The sequence below is a fragment of the Rhodococcus sp. NPDC058505 genome (assembly GCF_042720095.1).
Classification (GTDB): Bacteria; Actinomycetota; Actinomycetes; order Mycobacteriales; family Mycobacteriaceae; genus Rhodococcus_G.
This window is the reverse complement of record NZ_JBHXNB010000032.1, coordinates 17,736-30,523: the sequence shown is the minus strand read 5'-3', so window position 1 is coordinate 30,523 and position 12,788 is coordinate 17,736. Positions and strand designations below refer to the sequence as shown.

At 72.0% G+C, this 12,788-nt stretch carries 6 protein-coding genes and 1 tRNA gene; 3 read left to right on the top strand and 4 right to left on the bottom strand.

The annotated features are described in order from the left end of the window. Positions 1-29: 29 nt before the first annotated feature. Positions 30-443 (bottom strand): holo-ACP synthase, encoded by a 414-nt coding sequence (locus ACFWPA_RS18050; RefSeq protein WP_378506433.1) that lies wholly within the window; start codon positions 441-443, stop codon positions 30-32. Continuing rightward, positions 444-9,737: a fatty acid synthase subunit beta domain-containing protein gene (locus ACFWPA_RS18045; RefSeq protein WP_378571302.1), complete on the bottom strand. Its 9,294-nt coding sequence runs from the start codon at positions 9,735-9,737 to the stop codon at positions 444-446. It abuts the gene before it with no gap. 424 nt (positions 9,738-10,161) lie between these two features. Between ACFWPA_RS18045 and ACFWPA_RS18040 the strand changes: the two genes are divergently transcribed. From ACFWPA_RS18040 to ACFWPA_RS18030, 3 genes are all read left to right on the top strand, one after another. Continuing rightward, positions 10,162-10,243: transfer RNA gene (locus tag ACFWPA_RS18040), tRNA-Leu, on the top strand. An 83-nt stretch (positions 10,244-10,326) separates the two neighbouring features. Beyond that, positions 10,327-10,728 carry a transcriptional regulator gene (locus ACFWPA_RS18035; RefSeq protein WP_378506431.1) on the top strand — a complete coding sequence of 134 codons (402 nt, stop codon included), beginning with the start codon at positions 10,327-10,329 and terminating at the stop codon, positions 10,726-10,728. Next, on the top strand, positions 10,725-11,084 hold the full coding sequence (locus ACFWPA_RS18030) for a DUF3817 domain-containing protein (protein ID WP_378506430.1): 360 nt from the start codon (positions 10,725-10,727) through the stop codon (positions 11,082-11,084). Before ACFWPA_RS18035 ends, ACFWPA_RS18030 begins: the two co-directional genes overlap by 4 nt. A gap of 154 nt (positions 11,085-11,238) precedes the next feature. On the opposite strand, the gene rdgB is transcribed toward ACFWPA_RS18030, so the two are convergent. Next, on the bottom strand, positions 11,239-11,853 hold the full coding sequence (rdgB, locus tag ACFWPA_RS18025) for an RdgB/HAM1 family non-canonical purine NTP pyrophosphatase (protein ID WP_378506429.1): 615 nt from the start codon (positions 11,851-11,853) through the stop codon (positions 11,239-11,241). Further along, positions 11,846-12,628 (bottom strand): ribonuclease PH, encoded by a 783-nt coding sequence (rph, locus tag ACFWPA_RS18020; RefSeq protein ID WP_378506428.1) that lies wholly within the window; start codon positions 12,626-12,628, stop codon positions 11,846-11,848. The genes rdgB and rph overlap by 8 nt, the downstream gene beginning before the upstream one ends. Positions 12,629-12,788: the final 160 nt, after the last annotated feature.

Here is a 12,788-nt window from a genome sequence, read left to right as displayed (position 1 = left end):
TCCTCCACCGGCGGGCCCCGTCCGTCGTCTCAGCGCGCGACCGGCGCGACCAGGTCGGGTTCCTCGATGACGACCATCGCCCCCGCCATGTCCCCGTCATGGGTCAGCGACAGGTGGATGATCGCGCCGGGCAGGAACTGCGCCGCCTCATCGTGCAGCTTGATCGTCGGCCGCCCCCAGGCGTCGTTGACGACCTCGACCTGCACGTAGGCGTTGTCACCGACCGCGGGCGGGCGGGCGAACCGCGACGACGCCCACGCCTTGATCACCGCCTCCTTCGCCGCCCAGCGGACGGCGTAGTGCCGGGCCGGGTCGGCCTTGCCCTCGCAGTAGCGCCGCTCGCCCGGCCGGAAGCTCGACTTCATCGCCGTGCCCGGCCGGGACAGCTGCTCCGCGAACTCGGAGACCGTCACCAGGTCAAAACCGATGCCCAGGATCGCCATCTACTTGCACCCCGGCAGTCCGGAGCTGTAGACGTCGCCGTCGCCGAGGCGCGCGGCCTCGGTGAGCAGCACGTCCGCCTCCAGCTCGCGGGCCGCCTTCGCGGGCACCGTGTCACCGCCGAAGCGCCGGTCCGCGGGCCGCTCGTACAGGTCGCCGCCGCCGCACATCGCGGACGCGAGGCGACGCTGGCCGTCGACGGTCCGCTTCCTCGCCTGCTCCAGGTAGCCCTCCCGCCGGTCGGCGGGCACCGACTCGACGAACGCCTGCGGGTGCACCACCGCGATCAACCCGGACACGTGCCCGAAGCCGAGGCTGGTGAGCAGGCCCGCCTTGAGCGGGAACTGCCCGCCGAAGCGCAGCGCCTCCCGCGGCCACACCAGGTGCGCGAACTCCGCCATCTTGTCGTCGACGCAGTCCAGGCTGCGGTTCGGCGGAACAACACCCTTGCCGAGAACCTGGCACAGGCCGATCAGCTGGAACGCCGCCGCACCACCCTTCGCGTGACCGGTGAGGCTCTTCTGCGAGACGACGAACAGCGGGGCGCCCTCGCTGCGGCCCAACGCCGCCGCGAGTCGCTCGTGCAGTTCCGCCTCGTTCGGGTCGTTGGCCGCGGTGGAGGTGTCGTGCTTGGAGATCACCGAGATGTCATCCGCGGTGACACCGAGCGCATTCAGCGACAACGCCAGCTGCGAGTCCTGCCCGCCGCGCCCCGCGCCGAGGGCACCGATGCCCGGGGCCGGAATCGAGGTGTGCACGCCGTCGGCGAACGAGCCCGCCCACGCGACGACACCGAGCACCGGCAACCCCATCTCCAGGGCCACGTCGCCGCGGGCCAGCAGGATGGTGCCGCCGCCCGCGGACTCGACGAATCCGCCGCGCCTGCGGTCGTTGGCCCGCGAGAACCGGCGGTCGCTGATGCCCTTGGCGACCATCTCCTCCGACTTCGCGGTCGCCGACATGTCACCGAACCCGACGATGCCCTCGATGCCGAGGTCGTCGAAGCCGCCCGCGACCGCGAAGGTTGCCTTGCCGAGCCGGATCTTGTCGACGCCCTCCTCGACGGACACCGCGGCCGTGGCGCAGGCCGCGACCGGGTGCACCATCGCGCCGTAGCCGCCGACGTACGACTGCATGACGTGCGCGGCGATGACGTTCGGCAGCGCCTCCTGCAGGATGTCGTTCTGCCGCGACTCCCCGAGCAGGGTGTCGATGTACAGCGAGCGCATCGACATCATGCCGCCCATGCCGGTGCCCTGGGTGTTCGCGACCGTCGACGGGTGCACCCAGCGCAGCAGCTCCGACGGGGTGAAACCGCTGGTCAGGAACGCGTCGACGGTGGTGACCAGGTTCCACAGGCCGACCCGGTCGACCGAACCGGCCATGTCCGCCGGGATGCCCCACGTGGTGACGTCGAATCCGGTCGGGATTTGGCCGCCGACGGTGCGGGTCAGCTTCGCCTTGCGCGGCACCCGGATCTCGGTGCCCGCCCGGCGGGTGACCTGCCAGTCGCCGCCGTCCGGCTGCGGGGCGGCGACGGTGTGCTCCGGGTCCGAGTCGACGAACGCGCGGGCCTCGGCCTCGGACCCGACCACGAAGGTCAGGTCGTTGTCGAGGAAGACCGACGTCATCAGCGGCATGGTGTTGTCGACCATGGCGCCCTCGTCGGCGTACCTGCGGATGCCGCAGCGCTCGACAACGATGTCGTGGTAGCGGTCGGCGATGTCCTCCTCCGGCACCAGCTCGCCGGTCTCGGCGTCGTACCAGCCCGGTGTCGGGTCCTGCTCCCAGCCGATCAGTCCGGTGTTCCACGCGAGTTCGAGGACACCCGCCGCCGACAGCTGCTCGTCGACCTCCATCTCGAAGCGGGTGCGGGCCGAGCCGTACGGGCCGAGCTCGCCCGCGCCGACGATGACGACCAGGTCGGCGGGCGTGACGTCGAGCTCCGGCCACGCCGGGGCGGGCAGGTCGTCGACGATCCGCGGCGGCGCGGGCAGCGCCGCAATGGTGTTGCCCTCGGATTCGGATGCCTCCGAGCCCTTCTCGGCCTCGGCCGCCTCCCGCGACAGCGCGACCAGGTCGAGCTGGACATCGGCGAGGCCACCGGTCAGGTCCAGGGTCACCGGCGCGGCCGCGGCCTGCGTCACGGTGTCGGCCGTGCAGGCACCGAGCAGCTGCTCGGCCATCTCGTCGGTCGACCAGGTGCGCACGCCCTTGGCCTCGACGGCGTCGACCATCGGGTCGTTGCCGCCCATCAGGCCGGTGCCGCGCACCCACCCGATCAGCGCGTGCACCAGCGTGACCCGCTCGGCCCAGGAACGTTCGGCGCTCCAGCGGCCGACGAGGGCGTCCAGCGCCGCCTTCGACTCGCCGTAGGCGCCGTCGCCGCCGAACAGGCCCCGGTTCGGGGAGCCGGGCAGCACCACGTGCAGGTGGGTGTCGACGTCCCGGTCGTAGCCGATCGTCGACAGGCCTGCGATCAGCCGCTCGACCGACCACAGCAGGACCCGCATCTCCATCTCGGCGCGGGCGCCCGCGTCGGAGAGCTCGCCCATCACCCGCGGCGCCGCGAACGGGAACAGCAGCGTCGGGGTTGCGGCCTCCTTGACCAGCTTCTTAGCGCCGCCCGCCGTCTCGGTCTGCTCCTGCCCGATCCAGTCGATCAGCGCGTCGACGTCCGTGTAGGACGCCATGTTCGCGGGCACCACCCACAGGGAGGCGCCTGCGCGGGCGTTCGCCCGGTAGAGGCTCTTGTAGAAGCCGAGCCGCTCGTCGTCGAGCCGGGAGGTGGTGACGAAGACCGTCGCCCCGCCGCGCAGCAGCTGCCCGGTGACCGCCGCGGCGATCGAGCCCTTGCTGGCGCCGGTGACGACCGCCACCTGATCCGACCAGGGGCCGGTCAGCGCGTCCTGCACCCGTGCGGCCTCGGCGATCGTGGCGTACACGCCGACGAGTTCCTCCCGGCCCTCGGTCTCGGCGCGGCGCTTCCACCAGTCGGCGTGCGCGGCGACCGCGGTTCCCGCCCCGGTGAAGTCGGCGTCGGTGACGGACACGACGGTCGCGTGATCGCCGATCCACAGCCGGGCCAGGTCCTCGCGGGCCGACGCCCAGCGGTCGTCGAACAGCACCGCCCGTCGGGCATCGAACGACGGCGCGACCAGCCGCGGCCAGTCGGAACCGAGCTCCGCCGAGACCAGGTCGACCAGTTCGGTGTCGGCATCCTGCTGCGCCGCCACTGCCTGGTCGGCCAGTCCGAGCTGCTCGAGGACCAGTCGGGCCGCCGAGGCGAGAACGCCGTTGCGCCCGGTGATGTGCTCGGTGAATTCGCCGAGCGCGGCCGCGTCGACGGTGCCGCCGGCGCCGCCGCCCGCGGCGGGCATCGACACCGCGACCCCGCGGCGTCCGGCAACGGACTGCACGGCCGCGTCGATCACCGCGTCGACCGTGGTGCCGTCGGCGAGCGCACCCTCGTGCAGGCCGCCCATCGCGCCGCCGCGGACGCTGGCGCCGTCGCGGGTGCCGAGCGCCACCTCGGCGGTGACGTGGCTGGCCCAGCCCGCGCCGAGCTCCCACACCTTGGTGACCCGCTCGGCGATTGCCGCGGGCCGCTTGCCGGACGGGCCGAACACCTTGCGCAGGTGGTCGTTCAGCGAGTCGGACAGCACCGGGCCGAACGGCTTGTAGGTGCGGGCCAGCTTGTTGACGGTCACCGCGAGCGAGCCCATGTCGGCGTCCGCGGCACCGTCGATCGCGCCGAGCGAGAGCTCGGAGCCGAGATCGACGAGCAGCTGGTTGCGGCGCGAGGACACACCGTCGCACAGCGCCTCGATGGTGTCGGCCGGGCCGATCTGGTCCGGGCGCAGCTTCGTCCACAGCGCGATCAGCACGTTGGTGGCGTCGGACGCGGCGAACGCGATGTCGTCCGGGCGCGGACCGCCGCTCGGCGCTGCGGGTGCGGCGGCAGGCGCTGCGGCGGCCGGGGCCGCCTCGGCGGTCGGGGCGGCGGGCGCCTCCGGCTCGTCGTCCACCGGCGCCGGATCGGTGTCGGTGGAGTACACGACGCCCGCCTCGCGCTCGATGTTGAGCACCTCGACCGGGCCGCCGACGCGACCGGGCAGCTTCAGGGTCTGCGAGGCCAGGTTCGCGACGGTCGGGGTCGCGGCAAGGCCGATCTCGACGAACCGCTCGATGCCGAGTCCGCCGTCGGCGACGTCGCCGAACAGCAGGTCCTGCGTCTCGATCCACCGCACCGGGCTGGCGAACTGCCAGGCGAGGAGCTCGGCCAGCACGACACGGGTCAGCTCGACGGGCTTCGCCGTCCAGGTGTCGAAGTCGGCGAGGACCGCGTTCAGCTGCTCGGACGGCACCAGGTCCGCGATCTCCGCGATGAAGTCCCGGCCCAGGTTGAACGGCTTGGGCACCAGGTTCGGGATGTAGCGGCCGATCAGGATCGCCGGGTCGATCTGCTCGGGCAGCAGCCCCAGCAGCCGCTCCCGGAAGTCGTCGACGCCGCCGCGCAGCACGTTCGAGTGGAACGGCACGTCGATGCCGGGGATGACGATGAACGCCCGCTTGCCGCCGATCTCGGCGCGCCTGCGGTCGATCTCCGTCTCCAGCGCGTCGAGGCCGGCGACGGTGCCGGCGATCGCGTACTGCGAGCCGCGCAGGTTCAGGTTCACGATCTGCAGGAACTCACCGGTCTGCTCGGCGACGCCACCGACGAAGTCCGTCAGGTCGGCGTCGTCGACCCCGAACTGCGACGGCCGGATCGCGGCCAGCCGGTAGTTCGAGCGGCCGTTCGCGTCCCGCGGGACCAGCGCATGCATCGCCGAGCCGCGCTGGAACACCACCTCGAGCACCGCCTCCAGCGGCAGCACCCCGGCGACCGCGGCGAGCGCGTTGTACTCGCCGACCGAGTGACCCGCGAGGTAGGAGCCCTCCACGAAGGCGCCGGACTCGCGCAGCTCCGCGACCTGTGCGACGCCGAGGACGGCCATCGCGACCTGGGTGAACTGGGTCAGGTGCAGCACCCCGTCCGGGTGCTTGTGGGTGACGCCCCTGGCCTTCACGACGGTCGGGTTGTCGCGGACGATCGCGAGGATCGAGAAGCCGAGCGTGTCGCGGGTGTGCTTGTCGGCGCGGTCCCAGATCTCGCGGGCGGCCTTGGACCGGGCCCGGGCATCGAGGCCCATGCCGGGGCGCTGGATGCCCTGGCCGGGGAACGCGTACACCGTCTTCGGGGCCGCGGTGCGGCCGGTCGCGACCATGACGAGTTCGCCGTCGACGCGGCAGCCGACCTCGACGATCTCGGCGCCCGCGTCGTGCCCGATCCGGTCGACGCGGACGTCGATCAGGGCGCCGGGGCGGACCATGCCGAGGAAGCGGGCGGTCCATGCGGTCAGTCGGCGGGCCGGGACGGTGGCCTCCGGGTCGACGGCGACGACGACCTGCTGGGCTGCGGCGGAGAGCCACATGCCGTGCACGATCGGGCTGCCGAGACCGGCGAGCAGCGCCGCGTTGTCGGAGGTGTGGATCGGGTTGTGGTCGCCGGAGACCTGCGCAAACGCGGCCATGTGCCGCGGCGCGACGATCGTGGTCTGGCGGCGACGCCTGCGCGGGGTGTCGGCGGCGGCATCGGTGAGCGAACCGCCCGCGCGCCGCGGGTCGGCCAGCTCGGCCCGGCCGCTGCGGCCGCGGATCGCGAACCGCTCCACCATCGTCGCGAACGTCGGGGCGGCGGTGCCCTGCTCGCCGCGCATCGCGCCGACCTCGACGTGCACCTCGACGACCCGGCCGAGGTCGGTGTCGACGACGGAGACGCCCTCGGCCTTGACGGTGAGCACCGCGGCGTCGGCCGGGATCGCGTCGACGAGGTTCACCGCGTGGTCGAGGTGGACCAGGTCGAGCATGCCCTCGATGGCGTGCACCCCGGCCCGCGTCTGTGCGGCACCGAGCACCGCGAACACGGCGGGCCAGCAGGCACCGACGAGCACGTCCGGCACCGCGGACGTGCCGGGGATCAGCGAGGTGGGCAGCCCCGACGCGGTGACACCCGAGTGGTCGGCGACCAGGTCGGGGATCCACGCGACGTTCAACCGCGCGACATCGCCCTTGACCGTCGGCAGGTCCTGGCCGGCGGCGACGCCGAGCAGGGCCGACATCGCGGCCTCGGCGTCCTCCGCGGTGACGACGGGGGCGCCGCCGTCGCGGGTGGAGTCGGGGACGGTGATCGCGATGGTCACCGCGCGGTCGCCGACGAGCGGCACCCGCAGCTCGACCCGGCCGCCGTCCCGCGCGCGCAGGGTCGCACCGGTGGTGGCGTGCGCGGCATCGGTGTCGGTGACCGTCCAGGCGGCGAGGTCGCCGAGGCGGTGCACCGGGTTGCGGGTCAGGCGGCCCGCCCACAGCACGTCGGGCGCGCCGAGGACGACACCGAACGCGCCGGCGCCCTCGGTGTGGCGGCGGGCCGCCACCGCGACCGGGGTGCCGCCCGCGGCGATCAGCTCGTCGGTGGTGGCCTTCTCGAATCGGTCGAGCAGGTCGCCGACCGGCTCGTCGGCCCTGGTGATGCCCGCGACGGCGACGGTGCCCGGGATGATGCACACCTGGTCGGCGGCGTAGCGCGGGTCGTGGGCCTGCCACAGCGAGTCGGACCGCCACCAGCGGCGCACGTCCTTGTCGACGACCGGCACGAAGTTCACCGGCTTGCCCGGGGTCTTGCAGAGCGCGACGAAGAACGCGACGTCCGCCGGGTGCAGGACGGTGGTCCCCGCGTCCGCGAAGCTGGCGCGCAGGGTGCACAGCGCGGCCTCGGGACGCTCCAGGATCTGCTCGTCCGCGAACTGGGTGACGATCGGGCCGCGGTCGTTGCGGTGCAGCCGGGCCTCGGCGCGCTGCAGCATCTGCGCGAACCGGTCCCGCCAGGTGATGTCGAGCCACACCGACTCGGTCGCCTCGGCGTACGCCTGCGCCCAGTCGGTGCCGCAGTCGAACTCCTTCGCGGAGTCGATGCCGACGGCCAGTTCGAGGTAGCGCCGCAGCCAGCGCTCGTAGGTCATGGTGGCAACGTCGCCGAAGTACGGCTTCGCGGTGATGTCGAGGGCCGCGATGATCTCGTCGCGACGCGTCGCGACGGCCTTCTCGTCGCCGGCGACCTCGTCGAGCAGGCGACCGGTGCGGGATGCGGCATTGTCGATCTCGTGGATGTCGGCGCCGAGCTGACTGCGTCCGGAGGACATGCCACCGGTCGCGGTGCCCGCGGCGACCCAGTCGTCGGTGCCGGGAGTGTCGACGAGCATCTGCTTGACCTCGGGCGAGGTGGTCGCCTCGAGGGTGGCCATCGCTGCGGTGCCGACGAGGATGCCGTCGACCGGCATCGCCGGGTAGCCGAGCTGCTCGGACCAGCGGCCGGTGAGGTAGTCGGCGGCCCGCTCCGGGGTGCCGATGCCGCCGCCGACGCAGACCACCAGGTTCGGCCGCTGGCGCAGCTCGGCGTAGGTGGCGAGCAGCAGGTCGTCGAGGTCCTCCCACGAGTGGTGGCCGCCAGCGCGACCGCCCTCGATGTGCGCGATCACCGGGAAGTCCGGCACCTCCGCGGCGATCCGGATCACGGACTTGATCTGGGCGACGGTGCCCGGCTTGAACGCGACATGGGTGATGCCCGCCTCGTCGAGGTCGCCGATGATCGCGACGGCCTCCTCGAGCTCCGGAATGCCCGCCGTGACGACGACGCCGTCGAACGGGGCGCCCGCCGCGCGGGCCTTCGGCACCAGGCGCTTGCCGCCGACGTGCAGCTTCCACAGGTAGGGGTCGAGGAACATCGAGTTGAACTGGACCGCGCGACCCGGCTCGAGCAGCGTCGACAGCTCGGCGACGTGGTCGGCGAAGATCTTCTCGGTGACCTGCCCGCCGCCCGCAAGCTCGGCCCAGTGCCCGGCGTTCGCGGCGGCGGCGACGATCTTCGGGTCGACGGTGGTCGGGGTCATGCCCGCGAGCAGGATCGGCGAGCGGCCGGTGAGCCGGGTGAACGCGGTCGAGGTGGCGACCTTGCCGTCGGGCAGGGTGACCAGGGACGGCCGGAACGACGACCACGCGCTGGGCACCTCGGGCACCGCGCCCGGGGTGAGCAGGCTGCGCTGGCCTGCGCGGGTGGCGACGGCGACGATGCCGACGCCGGTGCCGCGCAGCGGGCCCGCGGTCATCCGGGTGAGCAGGTCGCCGGGACCAAGGTCGAGGATCCAGGCGGCGCCAGCGTCGACCGCGGAGTCGACGTCGGCGACCCAGTCCACGGAGTCGGTGACGCAGGCGCGGGCCAGACGGGTGGCGCGCTCGACATCGAGGCCGCAGCGGGCTGCCCAGGCGCCGACGGTGTCGACGGCGTCCGTGAGGGCGGGATGGTGGAAGCCGACCTCGACGGCAATGGGCTCGAACACGGGCGAGAAGACCGCCCCGCCGCGCTTCTTGGCCTCGCGGTCGGCGGACTCCTCGGCGGCGATCTGCTCGGCCCGCTGCTGGACGCGCGCAAGCTGGGCGGGCGGGCCAGACAGCACAACGCGGCGGCGCCCGTTCCGGATGGCCATCACGACACCGCGGTCCGCGTCGACGCCCGCGTTCAGCTCGTCGACGATGCCCTTGATGCGGGTCGGGTCGACGTCGGAGACGGCGAGCATCGGGGACCGTTCCCCGACCCCGATGAGGCCGCGCCTGCGGCCAACCAGGACCGCTGCGGCACCGATGAGCTGGGAGATCGCCAGCAGCTCGCCGTCGGAGGCGCCGCCGTCCGCGACGGAGTCGGCCGCGACCTGACCCTGCGAATGCCCGATCACGGCGACCGGGGCAATCTGTGCGGGGTCGAGACCCTGCATGCGCAGCGATCGCAGCGCGGCGAGCTGGGTGAGCAGGACGCCCGGCAGCGAGACGGATGCGGAGGTCAGCGCTTCCACGGACGGTCCGGCGTCGGTCGCGTCCTCGTCGGCGACGTCACGCTCGAGGATCCAGCCGATCGGGTCGAAGCCGATGGGCCGCACGACCAGCAGGTCCTTGGCGACGGGCGCGAGGGCCGCTGCCGCGTCGTTGACGAGCGTGGTGAGGTCCGGCTCGATCCCGTTATCCCGGATCAGTTCCTCGAGCGACTCGAGCCAGGCCGCGCCCTGCCCGCCGAAGGCAAGGGCGTAGGGCTCGCCAGCGACAAGCCGGTCACGCAGGGGTGACTTCGCGGCGCCGGTCCGGGCAGGCGCGTACCGGGAACCGGTGTTCCCGTCGCCGCTACCCAGTGGTGTGCTCTCGTCGATCGTCACGCTGGATGGTCCTCTCCTGGTCGGAACCCGCCGACGTCACAACCGGTCGACGGGCGCGTCCGTGCGCTCGCGGATGGTTCTTCGGGGGTGCGAACAGGGTGACACAGGATCATGAGGGAATCCTCACGTTTACCGTTGCCGGCGGCGTTCTACCAGGTAGTAGGCGTGACGGGGGTCACAGGACGGTCGTCCAAGTGACTTTCGAGTAGGGAAGGAACGCGCTGGCAGCGCCGAGAACCCGCCGGTAACAAACATGAGGAGGTCCTCATGTTGATTGTTATACAACCGTTACATCACTGGGTGGGGAGTGCCCGGTCTTTACCTTTCCGGCTAGCGGGTCCCGGTTGACGGTGGCGGCCGCAGGCCGCAGCTCCTCCGAGCCGCACGTTCGGCGACGGTGCCGTGGCGTAGTCTGTTTCGGCACGCGCGAGTGGCGGAATGGCAGACGCGCCACACTTAGGATGTGGTGTCCAACGGACGTGGGGGTTCAAGTCCCCCCTCGCGCACAACTGTCGGACACATCTCCGCTGTGACCGTCACCTCGCCCACCACCGGGTTCCCCCCTTCTACCCTCGGGTACCGTCGTGGTGTGGTCCGTACACCCTCCCGCCGCCGCCCGGCACTGATCGTGTTCGTCGTTGTCGCGGCCGCAGCCTGCCTGGCCCTGGGGTACTGGCAGTGGACCCGGTTCGAGGCGGTCGGCGGCACCGGACAGAACCTCGGGTACGCGTTCCAGTGGCCGCTGTTCGCGGCGTTCGTGGTGTACGCATACCGCAGATTCGTACAGCTCGAGGACGTCACCCCCGAGGAACAGCACAAGCTGGTCAACGGCGACGCACCCCGCGAGATCCCCGCGGACCTGCTGCCGCAGCGCACCGCGCAGGCCCCCGACTCACTCGACGCCGCCAACCCGGACGACGAGGCCCATCAGGCGTACAACAACTACCTCGCGCAGCTCCGAGCGGGCGAGGCCGATAGGAGCACCACGTGAGCACGGCCCCCGACGAGACCGTCACCACGACCGACGTCCGCGACACCAGGAAGATCGCCGCGGCGCTGCTGCGCTACCGGGTGCTGGCCTATGTCACCGGCATCTGGCTGCTGGTCCTGACCGCGGAGATGGTCGCGAAGTACATCTTCAAGGTGGAGGACCTGCCGTCGTGGATCGCGATCGTGCACGGCTGGGTCTACTTCGTGTACCTGATCCTGACGATGGACCTTGCGGTGAAGGTGCGCTGGTCGGCCAAGCGCACCGTCGGCACCCTGCTGGCGGGCACCATCCCGTTCCTGTCGTTCTTCGTCGAGCACAAGCGCACCCAGCAGGTGAAGGCCGACTTCGGCGTCTAGCCCCTCCGCCGCATCCTGCTCCATCCCACCCCTCCGCACCCCCCGCACCCCCGCCTTCATGACCGAATGGGGCTTTCGATCAGTTGAACTGATCGAAAGCCCCATTCGGTCATTCAAGGGGGCGGTCATTCAAGGGAGCGTCGTTCGGGTGAGGTCAGGGCGCGACGAGGCCGGCGAGGTCCGGCACCAGCTGCGCCAGCGCCCTGCCGCGATGCGAGGCGGCGTCCTTCTCCGCCGGGGTGAGTTCCGCGGCGGTCCGCTCCTCCCCCTCGGGCCGGAACACCGGGTCGTACCCGAATCCACCGTCGCCGCACGGCTGCCGGACGATCGATCCCGGCCAGGTCCCGCGAACGACTCGCTCGACCCCGCCCGGCACGACCAGCGCGCACGCGGACACGAACGCCGCGCCACGCCGCTCATCGGGGATGTCCGACAGCTGCGCGAGCACCAGCGCGGTGTTCGCGTCGTCGTCACCGTGCCCGCCCGCCCACCGCGCCGACAACACACCCGGCATCGCGTTCAGCGCGTCCACCTCCAACCCGGAGTCGTCGGCGACGCAGGGTAGCCCGGTGGCCGCGGCACCGTCACGGGCCTTGACGAGGGCGTTCTCCTCGAACGTCGCGCCGGTCTCGGGGGTCTCCGGGAACTCCGGGACCTCGTTCAGCCCGACCAGTTCGATTCCCTCGATGCCCGCCGTCTCCAGCACCCGCCGGAGCTCGTTCAGCTTCTTCGCGTTCCGGGACGCGACGAGCAGCCTGGTCTCAGGCACCGAACTTCTTCTTCTCCGGAGACTTCGGCTCGGGCAGCTCGCCCGGGTACGGCAGGGCCAGCGCCTGCTTCTGGATTTCGAACAGCTGCTCGCAGCCGGCGAGCGCCGAGTCGAGCAGCCGGTCGAGGGTGGTGCGCGGGAAGGTCGCGCCCTCACCGGTGCCCTGGATCTCGACGAGCGTCCCGGTGTCGGTGGCGACGACGTTCATGTCGACCTCGGCGCGCGAATCCTCCTCGTACGGCAGGTCGAGGCGGACCCGGCCGTCGACGACGCCGACGCTGACGGCGGCGATGCCGCACGAGATCGGCTGCGGGTCGGACAGCAGGTCCGCGGCCCGCAGGTAGCTGACCGCGTCGACGAGCGCGACGTAGGCGCCGGTGATCGCGGCGGTGCGGGTACCGCCGTCGGCCTGCAGGACGTCACAGTCGATGGCGATGGTGTTCTCGCCGATCGCGGCGAGGTCGATGCAGGCGCGCAGCGACCGCCCGACGAGCCTGCTGATCTCCTGGGTGCGGCCGCCGACCTTGCCCTTGACGGACTCGCGTCCACTGCGGGTGTGGGTGGCGGCGGGCAGCATCGCGTACTCGGCGGTCAGCCAGCCGAGCCCGGATCCCTTCCGCCAGCGCGGCACGCCCTCCTCGACGCTCGCCGTGCACATCACTCGGGTGTTGCCGAATTCGACCAGCACCGACCCGGCGGGGTGGCTGGTGAACCCCCGGGTGATCCTCACTTCGCGGAGCTCGTCGTCCGCCCTACCGTCCAGTCGTCTGCTCACCCCGGTGAGCCTAGTTGACTAGGGCGTGTCTCCTAATCCCTCTCGGATGCACCTGGCCGGACAATCGTCGTCCGGCAAGGCGGAGGAGAAGCCGATACCGCTGTTGTATCGGCGCCGACGACAACGCCGCCGGGCGGCGATTGGACGCCAGGGGCGCCGA